Origin of the sequence: Sodalis sp. RH15 (assembly GCF_047324255.1) — a bacterium.
GTDB classification, from domain to species: Bacteria; Pseudomonadota; Gammaproteobacteria; order Enterobacterales; family Enterobacteriaceae; genus Acerihabitans; species Acerihabitans ligni.
Map to the genome: position 1 here is coordinate 4723427 of NZ_CP178738.1, position 18002 is coordinate 4741428.

At 57.0% G+C, this 18002-nt stretch carries 17 protein-coding genes, 1 tRNA gene and 1 pseudogene; 6 read left to right on the plus strand and 13 right to left on the minus strand.

Translation table 11 applies throughout. From position 1 onward, the window contains the following. Positions 1 to 52 precede the first annotated feature (52 nt). The 5 genes from ACL2XO_RS21460 to ACL2XO_RS21480 form a co-directional block, all read right to left on the minus strand. Positions 53 to 796: an amino acid ABC transporter ATP-binding protein gene (locus ACL2XO_RS21460; RefSeq protein WP_132926280.1), complete on the minus strand. Its 744-nt coding sequence runs from the start codon at positions 794 to 796 to the stop codon at positions 53 to 55. Beyond that, positions 777 to 1433, minus strand: coding sequence for an amino acid ABC transporter permease (locus ACL2XO_RS21465; protein WP_132926278.1), 657 nt, complete (start codon positions 1431 to 1433; stop codon positions 777 to 779). Before ACL2XO_RS21465 ends, ACL2XO_RS21460 begins: the two co-directional genes overlap by 20 nt. After that, positions 1430 to 2098: an amino acid ABC transporter permease gene (locus ACL2XO_RS21470; protein ID WP_413741492.1), complete on the minus strand. Its 669-nt coding sequence runs from the start codon at positions 2096 to 2098 to the stop codon at positions 1430 to 1432. The genes ACL2XO_RS21465 and ACL2XO_RS21470 overlap by 4 nt, the downstream gene beginning before the upstream one ends. A gap of 13 nt (positions 2099 to 2111) precedes the next feature. After that, positions 2112 to 2903, minus strand: coding sequence for a transporter substrate-binding domain-containing protein (locus ACL2XO_RS21475; protein ID WP_203524794.1), 792 nt, complete (start codon positions 2901 to 2903; stop codon positions 2112 to 2114). Between the two features lie 232 nt (positions 2904 to 3135). Next, positions 3136 to 3981, minus strand: coding sequence for a MurR/RpiR family transcriptional regulator (locus tag ACL2XO_RS21480; protein ID WP_413725392.1), 846 nt, complete (start codon positions 3979 to 3981; stop codon positions 3136 to 3138). A gap of 202 nt (positions 3982 to 4183) precedes the next feature. Here ACL2XO_RS21480 and ACL2XO_RS21485 point away from each other — a divergent pair, with 202 nt between their 5' ends. Both ACL2XO_RS21485 and hpxZ read left to right on the plus strand, forming a co-directional pair. After that, complete coding sequence (locus tag ACL2XO_RS21485; RefSeq protein WP_413741493.1) at positions 4184 to 5770, plus strand: gamma-glutamyltransferase family protein; 1587 nt, start codon at positions 4184 to 4186, stop codon at positions 5768 to 5770. Positions 5771 to 5929: 159 nt separating this feature from the next. Further along, the gene (gene hpxZ, locus ACL2XO_RS21490; protein ID WP_132926270.1) at positions 5930 to 6313 is read left to right on the plus strand and encodes an oxalurate catabolism protein HpxZ; all 384 of its coding nucleotides are present in this window, start codon (positions 5930 to 5932) and stop codon (positions 6311 to 6313) included. A 14-nt stretch (positions 6314 to 6327) separates the two neighbouring features. Here the strand turns inward: hpxZ and puuE are convergent, their stop codons facing one another. Genes puuE through ACL2XO_RS21505 form a run of 3 tightly spaced genes read right to left on the minus strand, consistent with a single transcriptional unit; the run spans position 6328 to position 8790 of the window. Further along, positions 6328 to 7302 carry an allantoinase PuuE gene (gene puuE, locus ACL2XO_RS21495; protein ID WP_413741494.1) on the minus strand — a complete coding sequence of 325 codons (975 nt, stop codon included), beginning with the start codon at positions 7300 to 7302 and terminating at the stop codon, positions 6328 to 6330. A gap of 28 nt (positions 7303 to 7330) precedes the next feature. After that, positions 7331 to 8068 (minus strand): aspartate/glutamate racemase family protein, encoded by a 738-nt coding sequence (locus ACL2XO_RS21500; protein WP_413725394.1) that lies wholly within the window; start codon positions 8066 to 8068, stop codon positions 7331 to 7333. Beyond that, positions 8065 to 8790, minus strand: coding sequence for a GntR family transcriptional regulator (locus ACL2XO_RS21505; protein WP_413725395.1), 726 nt, complete (start codon positions 8788 to 8790; stop codon positions 8065 to 8067). Before ACL2XO_RS21505 ends, ACL2XO_RS21500 begins: the two co-directional genes overlap by 4 nt. A 156-nt stretch (positions 8791 to 8946) precedes the next feature. On the opposite strand from ACL2XO_RS21505, the gene ACL2XO_RS21510 reads away from it, so the two are divergent. After that, complete coding sequence (locus tag ACL2XO_RS21510; RefSeq protein ID WP_413741495.1) at positions 8947 to 10443, plus strand: NCS1 family nucleobase:cation symporter-1; 1497 nt, start codon at positions 8947 to 8949, stop codon at positions 10441 to 10443. A gap of 4 nt (positions 10444 to 10447) precedes the next feature. On the opposite strand, the gene ACL2XO_RS21515 is transcribed toward ACL2XO_RS21510, so the two are convergent. The 3 genes from ACL2XO_RS21515 to dnaQ all read right to left on the minus strand — a co-directional run bounded on the left by ACL2XO_RS21515 (position 10448) and on the right by dnaQ (position 13065). Beyond that, positions 10448 to 11716, minus strand: coding sequence for a chloride channel protein (locus tag ACL2XO_RS21515; protein WP_413741496.1), 1269 nt, complete (start codon positions 11714 to 11716; stop codon positions 10448 to 10450). A gap of 369 nt (positions 11717 to 12085) precedes the next feature. Next, a tRNA-Asp gene (locus tag ACL2XO_RS21520) sits at positions 12086 to 12162 on the minus strand. Positions 12163 to 12297: 135 nt separating this feature from the next. Continuing rightward, complete coding sequence (gene dnaQ / locus ACL2XO_RS21525; protein ID WP_413741497.1) at positions 12298 to 13065, minus strand: DNA polymerase III subunit epsilon; 768 nt, start codon at positions 13063 to 13065, stop codon at positions 12298 to 12300. On the opposite strand from dnaQ, the pseudogene rnhA reads away from it, so the two are divergent. Further along, positions 13010 to 13578 (plus strand): annotated as a pseudogene (gene rnhA / locus ACL2XO_RS21530) (ribonuclease HI). The gene dnaQ and the pseudogene rnhA sit on opposite strands and share 56 nt — an antisense overlap. Positions 13579 to 13590: 12 nt before the next feature. Here rnhA and ACL2XO_RS21535 read toward each other — a convergent pair. Continuing rightward, the gene (locus ACL2XO_RS21535) at positions 13591 to 14301 is read right to left on the minus strand and encodes a class I SAM-dependent methyltransferase (RefSeq protein WP_132926254.1); all 711 of its coding nucleotides are present in this window, start codon (positions 14299 to 14301) and stop codon (positions 13591 to 13593) included. A 48-nt stretch (positions 14302 to 14349) separates the two neighbouring features. Here ACL2XO_RS21535 and gloB point away from each other — a divergent pair, with 48 nt between their 5' ends. After that, positions 14350 to 15102, plus strand: coding sequence for a hydroxyacylglutathione hydrolase (gene gloB, locus ACL2XO_RS21540; RefSeq protein WP_413725399.1), 753 nt, complete (start codon positions 14350 to 14352; stop codon positions 15100 to 15102). A 71-nt stretch (positions 15103 to 15173) separates the two neighbouring features. Beyond that, positions 15174 to 16556, plus strand: coding sequence for a murein transglycosylase D (mltD, locus tag ACL2XO_RS21545; protein WP_413725400.1), 1383 nt, complete (start codon positions 15174 to 15176; stop codon positions 16554 to 16556). Positions 16557 to 16674: 118 nt separating this feature from the next. Here the strand turns inward: mltD and ACL2XO_RS21550 are convergent, their stop codons facing one another. Further along, positions 16675 to 17517: an endonuclease/exonuclease/phosphatase family protein gene (locus ACL2XO_RS21550; RefSeq protein WP_203524804.1), complete on the minus strand. Its 843-nt coding sequence runs from the start codon at positions 17515 to 17517 to the stop codon at positions 16675 to 16677. Positions 17518 to 18002 lie beyond the last annotated feature (485 nt).

The window sequence follows — 18002 nt, forward strand, 5'->3', positions numbered from 1 at the left end:
CAACATAGAGGAGATGGTCAGGCATTCCCGGTGCCGCGCATCGGGACAATGATCAGGCATCTCCTAAACCGCGCACCGAGGCGATAAACTGTTTCAGCTCCGCCGTTTGCGGCCTGGCGAACAATTGACGGCTTTGCCCCTGCTCCCACACTTTGCCCTGGTGCATAAACACCACCCGATCCCCCACCTCCCGGGCGAAATTCATTTCATGGGTCACAAGTATCAGGGTCATGCCTTCGGCGGCCAATTTCTCCAGCACCTTCAGCACTTCTCCCACCAGCTCGGGATCCAGCGCCGAGGTAATCTCATCGCACAGCAGCACCTTGGGGTCCATCGCCAGCGCGCGGGCAATGGCTACCCTCTGCTGCTGGCCGCCGGACAGGCTCGAGGGATAATAATCCAAACGGTCTCCCAACCCGACCTTATTCAGCATCAGCTCGGCCAGTTCGCGGCATTCCGCCGCTTTTTTCCCCAGCACCCGGCGCGGCGCCAGCATGACATTTTGCAGCGCGGTCATGTGCGGGAACAGATTAAAACTCTGGAAAACCATGCCCACCGAACGGCTTATTTCCCGGGCTTGTGAATCGCGGTTGGTGACCGTCATGCCCCCCAGCTTGATGCTGCCTTCCTGGTAACCTTCCAGGCCGTTGATGCAGCGCAGCAGGGTGCTTTTGCCGGAACCGCTGCGGCCGATGATGGAGACCACCTCCCCCTGGTCGATATCCAGATCGATGCCTTTTAGCACGTGGTTTTGGCCGTAATATTTCTGCACCTGATTAATGGTTATCAGCGGCATGAAGCTTTCTCTCCAGATAGTGGCTGAAGCGGGACAGGGGGTAACACATAATGAAATACCCCAGCGCCACCAGCCCGAAGACTTTAAAGGGCTGGAAGGTGACATTGGACAGCATGGTTCCCGCTTTGGTGAGCTCGACAAAACCGATGATGGAGGCCAGGGCGGTGCCTTTAATGACCTGCACCGAAAAACCCACCGTCGGCGCGATGGCGATGCGCACGGCCTGGGGCGCCATCACGCGCAGCAGGGTCTGGCCGAAGCTTAAGCCCAGACAGCGTGACGCCTCCCATTGTCCTTTGGGCAGGGCGTCGATACTGCCGCCCCAGATATCCACCAGGAACGCGCTGGTGAACAGCGTCAGGGCCAGCGCCGCCGCCAGCCAGGGACTGACGTCAATGCCGAACAGCGCCAGGCCGAAAAAAGCCAGGAACAGCTGCATCAGCAGCGGCGTACCCTGAAACAGGTTTGAGTAGGCGCGGATAGCCTGTTTCAGCCAGCGCCGGCGCGACAGGCGCATCAGCATCAGCGGCAACGTTACCAGGCCGCCGCCGACAAAGGCCACCAGTGACAATAACAAGGTCCAGCGCGCGGCCAGCAGCAGGTTGCGCACGATATCCCAGTCGGTGAACGAGGTCATGACATCCCTCCGCCGAATATCAGGCGGCCGGCCCGCAGCAGAACCTGCCGCATCAGCAGCGACAGCGCCAGATAGATAAGCGTCACCACCAGGTAAACCTCAAAACTCAGGAAGGTGCGCGACTGGATAAGGCTGCCGGCAAAGGTCAGCTCTTCATATGAAACCTGGGAAACAACCGAAGAACCAAGCATCACAATCACACACTGGCTCACCAGGGAGGGATAGATGCGTCCCAACGACGGCGGCAGAACCACCCGCAGAAAAACCTGCCCGCGGGACAGGCCCAGCACCCGGCCCGCTTCCCACTGGCCTTTAGGCGTCACCTGGATGCCGGCGCGGATGATTTCGGTACTGTAGGCGCCAAGGTTCACCAGCATCGCCAGCAGCGCCGCCTCGCCGGCGGTCAGCTTCAATCCTAGCGCCGGCAGGCCGAAGACGATAAAAAACAGTTGCACCACAAAAGGCGTATTGCGGATAAGTTCCACATAAAGGCCCCATACCCGGCCCGGCAGAGCATACCGGCTGCTGCGTACGGCCGCTCCGCAGATGCCGATGGCGATGCCGCCCACGGTGGCGACGGCAGCCAGCTTGATGGTCACCCACAGACCGGACAGCAGTTGCGGCAGGTAGGGCCAAAGCGCCGGGAAGTTGAGCTGATAGGTCATGGGAGTGGCATCCTCAGGCGCCCAAATCCGCCGGCAGCGGCGCTTTCATCCATTTTTCGGACAGGCTGTTCAGGGTATTGTCCTTCAGCGCTTCGGTGATAAGCGCGTTAACCTTCTCCTTCAGCGCCGGTTCATCCTTGCGCAGGCCGATAAAGCAGGGGGAATCCTTCAGCATGAATTTCGGCACCGGCGCTTTGGCGGGGTTCTGGCGGGCAATGGCGCTCACCACCAGATTGCCGGTGGCCACATACTGCACCTGGCCGGACATATAAGCCGACAGCGTGGTGTTATTGTCTTCGTAACGTTTGATCTGCGCATCTTTCGGCGCCAGGTCGGTCAGCACCATATCCTCCACCGCGCCGCGGGTCACCGCTATGGTCTTGCCGCTAAGCTCGGCCGGCGCTTTGAGCCCATCGTCCTTCGGCCCGAATACGCCGAGGAAAAACGGGGCGTAGGCCCGGCTGAAATCGATGGTTTTTTCACGTTCGGCGTTTTTACCCAAACTGGATATCACCAGATCCACCTTATCCGTTTGCAGGTAAGGCACCCGATTGGCGCTGGTCACCGGCACCAGTTGCAGTTTGAGCTTCATCTTGTCGGCCAGATAATGCGCCATATCGATATCGTAGCCCTCGGCCTGCATGTCTGTGCCGATGGAACCAAAAGGCGGGAAATCCTGCGGGATGGCAACGCGCAACACGCCGCGCTGCTGGATTTGCTGCCACTGATCGGCCATGGCCGCGCCGGCTTGGGTCAGCAACAGGACCGCGCCCGCCAGGGCAATAAGCTGTTTTCTGATGGTCATTCTCGGTTTCCCAGGTGAAATGATGAAACTAATGATTCTACAATCAGTCAATCTGCAACTAATGTGCCAAATGAAGCCGGACATTTTCCCCGCGCACGGGCACGGCGTAACCTATTGTTAAACGCGGTCAGTCGGGGTATTCGGGGGTTTTCGCGGGCTGAGGATGTGCTTTTTCAGCGAAGGCCGTATGCACCGCCAGTGGGCAAATGCACCACTCCGGCGCGCCGTTTTATTACGTGCGGCGCTGCTCAAGCTCTTCCAGGGAGCCGTACCAGTCCGCAATGTTATGGATGCGCTGCCGCCCCTGGGCCAGGGTGTCGTGCAACAGCGCATTGCTGATTAAATTCACCAGGCTCATGGCCGACGAATAGGAATCAAACGCCGATACGCTGTCCAGCGGCGTGGCCAAATGCCAACGCGCCAGCGGGATCAGGGCCTGCGCCTGGGGCTCGCTTATCAGCAGCACCGGCACATTATTGTGTTGAAGTTTTGCCAAGAACGGGCGGATTTGCGGGGTACGCCGGCGAAACGCCACCACCACCACCATATCATCGCCGGTGAGATCAATGACCTCTTCCGCCAGGGTTTGTCCCGGCTGGGGCAGCAGGTTAACCTGGCTGCGCACTTGCAACAGCTGCTGACGCAGGTGCATCGCCACCGGATAACTGTTGCGCAACCCCACCAGGCACAGTCGCCGTGCGTGGCTCATGGCCTGGATCACCGCGGAAAACTGCGGGCCGTCCATTTGGTTGACCCAGTGGGTCAGATTAGCCATTTCCTGTTTGTAATGCCGCTCCAGCAGCGTATTGCCCAGCACCGCGTCGCGGCGATCCGCCAAGGGCATGCCGCTTTGGCGCAGCGTGCGCAGCTCATCGCGGACCTGGCGGTAATTCTCATATCCCAAACGCCGGAACAGTCTGCTTACCGTCGCCTTGGACACCCCGCTCAGCCTCGCCAGTTCGGCGCTGTTATAGCTGGTCATATCGTCAAAATGATCGGCAATGAACCCGGCTATGCGCTGTTCCTGCGGCGACAAACGGGCATAAGCGTCACGCAGCCGCTCATCAAAAGGCGTCATGTTCCCTGATTCCCTGTTACTTTCGTTTCAACCTACCCTAGCATATACCCTCCATCTTTCAAGTTGCAGCTGTGCTGGCTGTAACTCGAAAGCTATTGGGTATCGCGTGCCTTATGTCACCTATGTCAATAGCGGTCCGCACGTTGGAACGCCTCTTGCTTAACTCACCTTATCCATCCTTGGCGACAGGACCATGCCCCCGATGAACCACAGTAATATCGCGCCGATGGGAATGGCGGTAACGCCCCATCATCTGGCCAGTGAAAGCGCCCTTTCTATTCTGCGCGCCGGCGGTAACGCCATCGACGCCATGGTTGCCGCGGCCGCCACCATCTCGGTGGTCTACCCGCATATGACCGGGCTTGGCGGCGATGGTTTTTGGCTGATCGTGCCGCCGCAGGGGGATCCCGTTGTCATCGACGCCGGCGGACCGGCGGGTTCCCTTGCCGCCATATCGCTGTATGACGGGCTGAAGGCTATCCCCCATCGCGGCCCGAAATCGGCCCTGACCGTTGCCGGGACGGTGGCGGGATGGGCGGAGGCGCTGACGCTGTCCCGGGAAATGGGCAATCCGTTGCTGCCGCTTTCGCAACTGCTGGGGGATGCCATTCGTTATGCCGCCGACGGTATGCCGGTGTCATTATCCCAAGCCCGGGCATCCGCGGAAAAATTCGATGAGCTGGCGAAGCAGGCAAGCTTTGCCCGGCAGTTTCTGCCTCAAGGCAAGCCCCCCGACGCCGGCAGCCGGTTTATTCAGCCGCAATTGGCGGATACCCTCACCCGCCTGACGGTGGAAGGACTGGACAGCTTTTATCGCGGACCGCTGGCGGCTGATATGGCCCAAGAGATGGCCCTGCTGGGCATGCCCATCACCGCCGACGATTTAGCGGCGTTTCATGCCCGGCGAAGCATCCCGCTGCGTTTGTCGCACAGCATGGGAGAACTGTTTAATCTGGCGCCCCCCACCCAGGGTTTGGTATCCCTGATGATCCTGGGGCTGACGGATCGTCTCCCCTGGGCCAATGAGTCGGAAAGCCACTGCATTCACGCCATTGTCGAGGCCACCAAACTGGCTTTTGCCACGCGGGACAACTGTATAACCGATCCGGGCCATATGACGCTGGATGCCCAAAGCCTGCTGGCGGCGCCGGTGCTGGACGGGCTGTCGGAACGGATAAACAGCGGGCAGGCGGCCCCCTGGGGCAGTGTCCTGTCGCCGGGGGATACGGTTTGGATGGGCATCATTGACAGCAGCGGGCTGGCGGTATCCTTTATCCAAAGCCTTTACCATGAGTTCGGCAGCGGCGTGCTGCTGCCGAAAAGCGGCGTACTGTGGCAAAACCGCGGCGCGTCCTTCAGCCTGGACCCGGCGCATCTGCGGGCCCTGGCCCCTGGCAAATATCCTTTTCATACCCTGAATCCCGCCGCGGCGAAGCTCCATGACGGACGAACGATGATTTACGGTTCCATGGGCGGCGACGGCCAGCCGCAAACCCAGGCGGCGTTGTTTATCCGCCATGTAATGCAAGGAATGCCGCTGCAGCGGGCCATCAGCGCGCCGCGCTGGCTGCTGGGGCGCACCTGGGGACAGGCCACGGATACGCTGAAACTGGAGGGGCGTTTCTCCGCCGCGACGGTGGCGTCCTTGCGCGCCCTTGGCCACCAGGTGGAGATGCTGCCGGAATTCAGCGAAGCGGTAGGCCACGCGGGAGCGGTTATCCGCCATAACAACGGCATGCTGGAAGGGGCGTTTGATCCCCGCAGCAACGGCAGCGCCGCCGGTTTTTGAACGCGCTATGCAAAACAGTCAGAAATCTATCGAAATTGACGTTCAGTGCTTGCCGGAAAACGCCAATACGGGCATTCTGGCGCAGCCCTTTTTACATAGGCGGTCAGATATTATTTTAAACGGATAGTATTTAAACGACCCAGCAAGAGTGCACGCCGCATGAAAAGTGAATTTATCGATCGCCCCGCGATACTGGCGGAAGTCAACGCCGCCTTTTACCGCTACGAGCAGGCGCTTATCACCAACGATGTCGCCGTACTGGATGAATTGTTCTGGCACGACCCGCGCACTATCCGCTACGGCGCCGGCGAAAATCTTTACGGTATCGAGGCTATCCAGGCCTTTCGGGCAACGCGGCCGGCCAACGGGCTGGACCGGGTATTGCAAAATACCGTCATCACTACGTTTGGCGACGATATGGCGGTGGCAAATACCGAATTTACCCGCCCAAGCACCGACCGTATCGGCCGACAAACCCAGACCTGGGTAAAACTGGCCTGCGGCTGGCGCATTGTCGCCGCTCATATCAGCCTGATGGGATAACCCGGCGCGCGGGTTTATTCATGCTCCGGCCGCGGCGGCTTAAAAGGGTGATGGGAAATCCAATGCTCGGCGATGTCCTGCCGGCGGCAAATCCATACCTGCTCATGCTGCTGGATGTAATCCAGAAACCGCTGCAGCGCCCGAAAGCGTCCTGGCCGCCCGAGGATGCGGCAATGCATGCCCACCGACATCATTTTCGGCGAGGTCTCCCCTTCGTCGTACAAAACGTCAAAGCTGTCCTTGAGATAGGAATAGAACTGATCGCCGCTGTTGAACCCCTGGGGCGTAGCAAAACGCATATCATTCGTTTCCAGGGTGTAGGGAATGATAAGATGCGGCTTAACGGATCCGTCCGTGCAGGCTACCTGAGTCCAGAAAGGCAGGTCGTCGCCGTAATAATCACTGTCATAGAGAAACCCGCCGTGCTCCACCACCAGCCGCCGGGTATTGGGGCTATCGCGACCGGTGTACCATCCCAGTGGGATCTTGCCAAATAGTTCGGTCAGCGCGTCCACCGCCTGATGCATATGCTGGCGTTCGGTTTTGGCGTCCATACCCTGATAGTGCAGCCAGCGCCAGCCGTGGCTCACCACATCGTATTTCGCCTGTTTGACGGCCTCCACCACCGGCGGATTGCGCGCCAGGGCCATCGCCACGCCAAAGAGGGTCAGCGGCAGGCCGCGGCGCTGAAATTCCTGATGAATACGCCAAAAGCCGGCACGGGAACCATACTCATACAATGATTCCATAGACATATGGCGCTCCGAATAGCTGGCTGCGCCGATGATGTCGGAGAGAAACTGCTCGGAGCCGGTATCGCCGTGCAGTACGCTGTTTTCCGAACCCTCTTCATAATTCAGGACAAACTGGACGGCAATGCGGGCGTTGCCGGGCCAGGCGGCATCAGGCGGTTTCCCGGCATAACCGATAAGATCGCGGGGATAGTTCTTATTGAAGGAAAAGCTCTTCTTTTCGGTGGTTTCAGTCATGGGCTGTTCCTTTTTGAGCGCTGATATTTCAGTTTAGTCCCTTAAAATACCCGGAAAGTTCTTTTTGAACGGGAAAATCAAGATCCCCCTGTTTACTGGTGGACAATTTCATACCGTGCAGCGACTCTATCAATTTCACCGCCGCGCTCACGCCGTCAATCACCGGCATCTCAAGTTCAGCGGACAGTTCCAGGGCTAAATCCGCCATGCCGGCGCAGCCCAGCACGATGGCCCCCACGCCGTCTTCCCGTTTGGCGTTCAGGCATTGTTCACGCACTTTACGCCGGGCCAGGCCGGAACCGTCCTCCAGGGACAGCACCGGCAAATCGATGGCGCGCAGCCTGGCGCAGTGCCGCTCAAATCCATATTGCTGCAGCAAATGGCGCGCGATGATCAGGGTGCGCGGCAGGGTAGTCACCACCGTAAAGCGGGTGGCCACCAGCGTCGCCATATGCATCGCCGCTTCGGCGATGCCGATAACCGGCGCCGATGCCAATTCACGCGCCGCCAGCAGCCCCGGGTCGCCGAAACAGGCGATAACATGGCCGTCTACCCCTTGCTCACGCCCTTCCTTAATCCGCTGCAGCACGCCAATGGCGGCGATGGCTTCGTCAAAGTGACCCTCGATGGAGGGGGCCCCCGCCTCGGGACACACCGCAAAGATGTCCGTGCCCGGCGCGGCCACGTCACGGGCCGCCGTAAGTATCCGTTCGGTCATGGAAAGGCTGGTGTTGGGATTGATTAATTGTATACAGCACGACGTCATACCGATTCTCCCTTGGCGGCGATACCGAACAGGCGGGCGAAGTCCGGCGCGGTTTCACCGCTGCGTTCAAACCGCAAATTTGCCAGAATTTCGTCGAAATGGCGCTTCATCCGCTCCGCCAATGCCCCGGAGCGGCCGTCTTTCAACAGGTCAAGCAGCTCCTGATGATCGTGGCAACGGCAACCCTGCTGCCAGGGAGCGCCATAAGCGGCAATCACCAGCGACGAGCGCAGCGTAAGCTGCGATACCATCTGGGTCAGGACATCATTGCCGGAGATGGCCTGCAGCTGCACGTGGAACAGGGCCGATAGGCGGATTGCCGTCGCGCCGTCCCGGGCCTCATGAGCCTGTTGCTCCTCATCCATGATGGTCTTGAGGGCAGTGATATGCGCCGCTTCGCATCGTTCCACCACCGCCGGCAGATTCGCGCACTCCAGCATGCAGCGGGTGGCGAGCACATTGCGGGCTTCATCCACGCCGGGCGTCGCCACCTGCGCACCGCGTTTGGGCGTAAGCGTAATCAATTGCACCGCCCCGAGGCGCTGCAGCACTTTTCTGATGCCGGTGCGGCTCACGCCGAACACCGCAGCCAGCGACTCTTCCGGCAATTTGCTGCCCGGCGGCAGTTGGTGCTCAACAATGGCTTTAACGATTGCATGGTAGATTTCATCGTCTTTATCTTGCGAAAAAATGACGGTTTTTAGCCCGTACCAACTGGACATGCCACACTCCTGTATACGTACCGATAGATTATCGTATACGTAAAATAATTATTTTGTATACAAGCTTTTCAACACTTGGCCTGAATCCTGCAAAACCTTCCCCTGTCGATAGCTATCATCTTCCATTCACGGGTGAGTATCAGAGGAGCAGTTTCCATGCCAAACAGTAACAGTATGACCCCGAAAACCGGATCCATCGATCACAGCCATTACAGTCCCAAGCTCACAAATGATGATCTCGCTCCTACCCGTCAACAAAACTGGAGCTGGTACAATATATTTTCTTTCTGGATGTCCGATGTGCACAGCATGGGCGGTTACGTGGTGGCGGCCAGCTTCTTCACTCTGGGTCTGGCCAGCTGGCAAGTGTTAATCTGTCTGCTCTGCGGGATTTGCATTGTGCAGATCTGCGCCAATCTGGTGGCGAAACCGAGCCAGATGGCGGGTGTGCCCTATGCGGTTATTTGCCGCCAGGCGTTCGGCGTTTTCGGCGCCAATATCCCGGCGGTCATCCGCGGGCTCATCGCCTTTGCCTGGTACGGCATCCAAACCTTCCTGGCGGCCAACGCCCTGATGCTGGTGCTGTTGAAATTCTTCCCCGCCCTGACACCGTTGACGCAAAGCCGCTGGCTGGGCCTCTCCTCCCTGGGCTGGATGTGCTTCGGCCTGATGTGGTTTTTACAGGCGATGGTGTTCTGGCACGGCATGTCGGCCATCAAGCGTTTTATCGATTTTGCCGGTCCGGCGGTGTATGTGGTCATGCTGGCCCTGGCCGGCTGGATCCTCTATCAAACCGGTCTGAGCAATATTTCCTTTACTCTCAGCAGCAAGTCGCTGTCCAACGGCCAGCAGGCCTGGCAAATGGTGACCGCCATTGCGTTGGTTGTATCCTATTTTTCAGGGCCGCTGCTGAATTTCGGCGACTTCTCCCGCTACGGTAAAAGCATGGACGAAATCCGCCGGGGCAACCGCTGGGGGCTGCCGTTCAACTTTTTACTGTTTTCCATCGTGACCGTGGTCATTGTTTCCGGAACCCAGAGCCTGTTCGGGCAAATGATCACCGACCCCATTGAAACCGTCAGCCGGGTCGGCAGCAGCGTGGCGGTGGCCCTGGGCCTGCTCACCATGATCATCGCCACCATCGGTATCAATATCGTGGCCAATTTTGTCTCGCCGGCCTTCGACTTTTCCAACTGCGCGCCGCAAAAAATCAGCTTTCGCACCGGCGGCATGATAGCGGCCATAGGTTCGGTGCTGTTGACGCCCTGGAACCTGTTCCAGTCCCCGGAATTGATTCACTACACCCTGGATGTGCTGGGGGCTTTTATCGGCCCGCTGTTCGGTATCCTGGTGGCGGATTTTTATCTTATCAAGCGAGGTAAAATCTCGGTGGACGACCTGTTTAACGCCACCCCCGGCGGGCGCTACTGGTATCGGAACGGATTTAATCCGAAAGCGATAATGGCATTGGTGCCGGCGGTGGTTATCGGCCTGGCCATCAGCTTCACGCCGAGCCTGCATCAGGTGGCGAATTTCAGCTGGTTTATCGGCGTCTTCCTGGGGGGCGGCTGCTACCGCTACCTGGCCCGCCGCGAACGGGTCGCCGACACCGCCGTGCATTACGCAGGCATGGTTTCAGCGCCGAAGGAGTAGGCGTTCAGGACCTGCCCAGCCATTTGCCGCATAGCCGGCAGGCGCAGACCGAGCCCGCCACGCCCAGAATAATCGGCACCAGAAAATCATGGTCGATGCGGGTGAATTCGGTGATAAGCACAATGGCCGTCAGCGGCATGCTCATGGAGGCGCCAAGGAACGCGGCGGCGCCGATAACGGCATAGGCGCCGACCGGCACGCCGGGCCATATCAAGCTCCACAGGCCACCCAGCACCACCGCCAGCAGCGCCCCATTGGAGAGTCCGGGGGTTAACAATCCGCCCTCGGCACCGACCCGGATGCTGCTGGCGGTAATAGCTACCTTAATGACCAAAAGCACCGCCGCCGCGCTCATGGTCACCTCGCTGGCAAATCCCAGCTGTGCCGCGCTTTTGCCGTTTCCCAGCAGCGCCGGCAGCCAGACGGCCAATACGCCGATGATGGCAAAATTCACAAACGACAGCACCGGCAGCTGGTTATTGCGGACCACGCGTTTGCGGGCCGCCGCGGTCAAGCGGACAAAACCGTAGGCCGCCAGCCCGAACAGCGGCCCGGTGACCACCGCCCAGGCGATAAGGGGCAGGGTCAGCGGGAAATGGTCTACTATATACGACGGTTCGGCGCCCAGTCCCAGCCAGGCAACGGACGCGGCGATAGCGGAAGAAGCCAGAGCAGCAATGGCGGTCTGCCAGTTGAACGTTTGCAATAAAACTTCCAATACAAACACCCCGCCCCCCAGCGGCACGTTGTACACCGCCGCCAGACCGGCCCCCGCGCCGCAGGCCACCACCAGGCGCCGCTGTTCATGGCTCAGGCGGGCGTAATGGGATAGCCAGCCGCCCAGCAAGGCTCCTGCCTCCCGTGGCGCCACCTCCCGTCCCAGGGGCGAGCCCAATCCAATGGTAACGATCTGCAGGAGAATATGCGACAGCGTGGCGGCCGGCGGCATCAGCGGCGCCTCGGCGCCGATGGCCTGCTTGATGCTCACCAGCTTGCGGCCATAGCGATACACCAGCCACCAGCCGATGCCGGCCACCAGGCCGCACAGGCATAGAACAGCGACCCGGCGCTGCGGGGAAGACGCGCTGACGCCGGTCAGAAAACTCTCCGGACTGATAATGCTGTCCAGGCTATAGCCATAAGCCATATGCTGGACGGTATGCAGCAGCAGCGCAAGGAACATGCCCGCTACACCGGCGCCGACGCCGGTCAGTATGATGATAAAGGCCAACATACCCGCCGACGCGTTGCCGGGATGAGGTGTTAGGGACATCTGATCTCCTGATATACCCGTCATACTTCAAGTTGCAGGTTCGTTGGCAATACTCGACCCATCCCTGGGCCTCGCCCCTGACGGGACCGCGACAAGGCGCGTTCAAATCTGTTCCAGACAGATTTGTCGCTGTATTGCCGCCTTCCTGCAACTCGAATTATTTAGTGTATATAACGTTACCGGCAGAATGATGGCACAACGGCTTATATTCGGAAATAGCTTTTAAAGCAGTATGTTGTGAGATTGGTTTCAGCACGTTTCAACGGGGAGCTGAACACATTCCAGCCGCCGCGCTCAACGGGTCTCGTAGGTATGGACAGACAAAAAAAAACGGGCCGCGGCATAACCGTGGCCCATCTTGAATCTTGTTGGCGGTGCGGACGGGACTCGAACCCGCGACCCCCGGCGTGACAGGCCGGTATTCTAACCGACTGAACTACCGCACCGCACTTGTGCTTTGTCGGGAAAGCGAGGCGAATAGTACGGTCAGCGCCGGATGCCGTCAATGCTTTTTACGCCGGCCGACATCGTTTGGCGATAATTTCAACATAACGCTGTTTTTCCAGCCGTATGAAAAAAATCTAATGGGTTTGGGACTCTCCCGCCGGGCGCCACAGGCAGCTGCCGCCTTTCTTTTTCACCAGATCCAGGCGATGCTCATGGGCGGCCAATTCCTCCTCGCTGGCATATATCACCCGCAGCGCCGACTGGGAGCGCTGCACGCGCTGGATATGCTCGCCGCCGTCCGCATTGGTCCGCCCGCTCTCCCCTTCCATGGAAAAACGCATCGCGGTTTGGCCGCCGGTCATGGCCAGATAGACATCCGCCAAAATTTCGGAGTCCAGCAGCGCGCCGTGCAGCGTGCGCTTGGAGTTGTCTATGAGATAGCGATCGCACAGCGCATCGAGGCTGTTCCGTTTGCCGGGGAAAAGCTTTCGGGCCAGCACCAGGCTGTCGGTGACCGTACAAAAGGTTTCAGTCTTGCCGATACCGCGATTGAGCTTGCCGAACTCGTAATCCATAAAGCCGATATCGAACGGCGCATTATGGATAACCAGCTCACCGCCCCGGATGAACTCCATAAACTCATCGGCGACGTCGGCGAACGTGGGTTTGTCCGCCAGAAACTCATCGCTGATACCGTGGATGTTATAGGCCTCGGGGTCAACCAGCCGATCCGGTTTCAGATAAACGTGAAAATGCCGGCCGGTCAGGCGGCGGTTAATCACTTCAACCGCGCCGATTTCAATAATGCGATGGCCTTCGTAATGTACCCCCAGCTTGTTCATACCGGTGGTTTCGGTATCAAGAACAATCTGCCGCGTAATTCCAGTGCCCGTAGCGCTCATTTATGTCAAACTTGGTTTTTTTAACAGACAGGTAGTCTACCAGATATGCAGAAGCAGGTAGAAATTTTCACCGATGGTTCTTGCCTCGGTAATCCCGGCCCGGGGGGCTACGGGGCGATTTTACGCTATAAAGACTATGAAAAGACCTTCAGCGCCGGCTACCGGCTTACCACCAATAACCGCATGGAGCTTATGGCGGCGATTGTGGCGCTGGAAGCGCTGAAGGGCCCCTGCGAAGTGGTCATCAGCACCGACAGCCAGTACGTGCGCCAAGGCATTACCCAATGGATTCATAACTGGAAAAAACGCGGCTGGCAAACGGCGGAGAAAAAACCGGTGAAAAACGTCGACCTGTGGCAGCGGCTGGATTTAGCCATACAGACTCACGTGCTGCGCTGGGATTGGGTCAAGGGCCATGCCGGCCATCCCGAAAACGAGCGTTGCGATGAACTGGCCCGCAGCGCCGCGCTGAATCCCGCCTTCGAGGATATCGGCTACCGGGCGCAAGCCTAGAGCCGGCGGCAACTAACTGCTGCGGCTGGCGGCCCCTACCGTACGGCGCAGGGAGGCCGCCAGCGATTTGCTTTTCAACGGGTTAAGCGTTAACGGAAAGGTGCGTTTTCGAGCGACTATCACGCTCAGGCAGCCGATGGCGGGTAGATGTTCGCTCAGCAGACGTCCGCCGCGCCGGCGCCAGGGGAGCACCTGAAAACGTGAACGGTGCAGAACCTCAAAATTAAGCACGCTCAGCCAGTCCATCAGCCGCATCTGGGTATACATCCGGCTCCGGTACGGCTGGCGACTTTGCAGAATCGGGCAGATTTTGCCCAGACCCAGCAGACTCACCGGATTAAATGTGGTAATAATCAACCAGCCGTCATCGATTAATACCCGATCCACCTCCCTGAGCAGACGATGCGGATCCGAGGTATAAGACAGCGTATGCGCCAACAGGCAGGCATCGGTGGATTTATTCGCAAAGGGCAGTTGATAGGGATCCGCCACCACGTGCAGCGTTCCCCCTTCAACGCCCACATTCACCTGGTGCGATACCGCGCAGCTTTCAGTGTCCAGCTCGGCGCTTAACGCACCGATCTTCAATAAATGAAACCCAAACAATTTCGGCCACCAGGGCTGCAGACTGGCCTCTAAAGCCCGGCGATAGTTATCTCCATATGGGAGGTCATCCCATGAGGTTGGCGCGACAATAGGCTGCGTAATTTGCGCTGGTTTCATGTTTGACTATCTTCTAGATACCTTAAGAAAAATAAACAGAGGTTAACGATGAATCTTATCAGTATTCCCGCGTTCCAGGATAATTACATTTGGCTTTTGTATAATAACCAGCAGGAAAGCATCATCGTCGACCCCGGCGAAGCCGCACCGGCGGTGGCTGCCCTCACCGAACGCCGGCTTACCCTTAAAGGGATATTATTAACCCATCATCATCAGGATCACGTAGGCGGCGTGGCCGATCTGGTCGCCCGCTATCACGTCCCGGTATACGGCCCGCAGGAAACAGCCAGTAAAGGTGCCGACCATATCGTCGGCGAGGGAGACCAGGTAAATCTGCTGGACCTGGACTTTCAGATACTGGCTTTCCCGGGCCACACGCTAGGACATATCGGATTTTACAGCGCCCCGTACCTGTTTTGCGGCGACACGGTCTTTTCCGCCGGTTGCGGCCGTCTTTTTGAAGGCACTCCCCGGCAAATGTATGAGTCATTTCAGAAAGTTAAGCGGCTTCCGCCGGATACGCTCATCTGCGCCGCCCATGAGTATACCCTGGCTAATCTTGCCTTTGCCCGTTCGATTCTTCCCGAAGATGAGCCGATCGCCGCTTATGAACGTAAAATTAGGCAGTTACGGTCAAAAAACCAAGCAAGCTTGCCCTCCACACTGCAAATTGAGGACAAAATTAACCTTTTCTTACGTTGTCATGACATTGATTTACAAAGGAAGTTAGACCCACATCACACCCTGGATGAAGAATGGCGTATTTTTGCGTTATTACGGGAGAAGAAGGATCATTTCTAAAGGTTTTAGTTGTATTGTCGGGGTGTTCAAAGTATTATTGCTTGTCTTTTAAGCAACTATTGACATACACGATGAAGACTCATGCGATATTAATCGCCTCGGTCTTGCTAGTGGGTTGCCAGACGTCCAGGCAGGACGATAACGCACCCGAACAGCATGCACAGAGTGTTTCTTCGGCAGGTCAAGGTGAAGCAGGAAAGTACACAGATGAGCGAGCGACCTCGGCGCGATGGCTGGATAATTCAAGTCTCGCGCAACCCGATCTGTGGAACTTCATTAGCGACGAGCTGAAGATGCAGGTACCGGAAAACGCCCGGATCCGCGAACAAAAAAAGCGTTATTTACATAACAAGAGCTATCTCCACGATGTAACATTACGGGCAGAGCCGTACATGTACTGGATAGTCGAGCAGATAAAGCAACGCAAAATGCCGATGGAACTAGTACTGCTACCCATAGTGGAGAGCGCTTTTGACCCCAAGGCAACATCCGCCTCTAAAGCGGCTGGCCTTTGGCAGATTGTGCCTACTACAGGAAGGAATTATGGTTTAAAGCAAAACCAGTGGTATGACGGACGTCGCGATGTTGTCGCGTCTACAACCGCCGCGTTGGATATGATGCAGCGCCTGAACCGCATGTTTGATGGCGATTGGTTATTAACCATTGCTGCTTATAACAGTGGTGAAGGACGTATCATGCAAGCGATCAAATCCAATAAAGCCAGGGGCAAACCCACTGACTTTTGGTCTTTATCCTTGCCGCGCGAGACAACAATCTACGTTCCTAAAATGCTTGCCCTGAGCGCTATTATTAAGAATAGCAAACAATATGGCGTTGTGTTGCCGAAAGGTGATGACGATCGTGCGCTGGCTCGGGTTGAAGTGGGCCAGCAAATAGAATTGACGCAAGCGGCAGAAATGTCCGGGTTATCTTTAACCAAGTTAAAAAGCTATAACACCGGCTATAAACTTAACGTTACCGCGCCGAACGGTCCGCATTACCTGATGCTGCCCAAAGCCCACGCTTCGCAGTTCAGGGACTCGTTGGCGGTAGGGGATATTGCCGCGGTGCAATCCACCCAGCTTGCGGATAACAAAGCCGTAGGCGGTGCGAAAGCGCAATACAAGGTCCGCTCCGGCGATACCTTGTCGAGCATAGCCAAGCGTCTGGACGTTAAAACCGCTGATTTGCTTAAATGGAATAATTTACGCAGCAGCAGCAATCTCAAGATCGGCCAGACACTACAGGTGGCCAGCAATACCGGTATCGTCGGCAATGGCGGCAGTATCACCTATCAGGTGCGTAAAGGTGATTCATTGGCCAGTATTGCCAGGCGGCATGGGGTGGATATAAAAGATGTGATGCGTTGGAACAATGCGCTGGACAGTGCCAGCACGTTACAACCCGGTCTTAAATTGACCCTGTTCGTAAACGGTAAAGCCACGGATTCCTGAAGGGTGTCCATATCAGGTGCCGAACTGGTTCAGATATAAAGCGCCGATATAAAAAAACAAGCAATTCGTTGCTTGTTTTTTTTGTCTTCAGAAAAGGCAGCCTGCCGCCATCTCGCCGTTAGCGCGGCTTTATTCCGACAATCTGCTGTTGGGGTACCGAGGAATCCTTTCGCTTATGGGGCTCAAATTCAACCAGCAGCGGATTATGATCAGAAGCCTGCGTCACCAGCACCGATGCTTCGGTTACTTTTAGCTCCCGATAGAAGACAAAATCCAACGGCCGACCGAACGCGCGTCGCCGCTGGTCGTCCAGAAATCTCACTTCCTGGAGCATCATGCGATCGGCAAAGCGATACAGCGCCAGAATGCGCTGCCGGCTCCACGCGTTGAAATCGCCCGCCATAATCACCGGTCCCTGGTGATTAAGTATCTGCTCGCCGATGGGTCCGAGCTGTTTACTGTAAACATCCACCCCCAGACTGAAATTCACCGCATGGATGTTCACCACCATCATCAACTGCCCATCGAACAAGGGGTAGACCGTCACCAGGGCGGATTTCGCCAAACGCAGCAGCGGTTCGCGCTCACGCAATGGGCAACAATACACCGGATGGGCTGCCGACAGCGTCATTACGCCCGATGGATGCTGCGGAAACACCAGCGCCGGCACCTGATCGGCAGCCATGTAGTTTGACGTGGCAAATCTGATGAGTTCCGGGGTGGTTTGCGCTTCTTGCAGCAACATCAGCTGGGCATCCTTGCCGAAACCCTTGAGCACTGAAAGCCAATCCGCACGCTGCTGCTTGAAGATATTCCATACCATCACCCGTAACAGCTTGGAACCCGGCAGCGGTTCCCCCGGGGGAAGCGCTTGGCCAAGACGACTAAAGGCAAGTGGAGGGAAAATACGCTCAACTGGCTGGCCCGCAACATACCTGACTGAATATGTTTTTTTTGGCACGGTTACCGCCTATCAACTGTTTCTTTCGCGCCTGTGAAGAATAATTGGGTCATCTGCATAGCTGTTTTTTTACCCACAGACTTTTATCCAGCTACTGAACTTTATAAGGCGTTTACCGGCTAATTTCAACGTTAACCTGAAAACTTAAGAATAACTTTATAGAGTGTACCATAGAATGGGTTGCGGCGGGCCCGAAGCGTTAAATAGTTGTTGTATCATCGCCATAAGCCAGGTGATGCCCACCTATAGCAATTTTGTCCCTAACCGGTCATTGAGCGGGTCCCATCCCATTGGGCCGGCTATTTTCCCGCGATGACCGGTAGTGAATGAGACACATTTTCTTAAGAAAATAAGTCTCAGGTTTAACGGCTCTTCCTGTTTTCCGCTTACTGGCTATACTTTGGTTCAGTATATTTTTAAAAAAATCCTACTTATATTGTCACTTAAACGATAAGTAAATATATATTTTCCTATTTCGTTCTCAT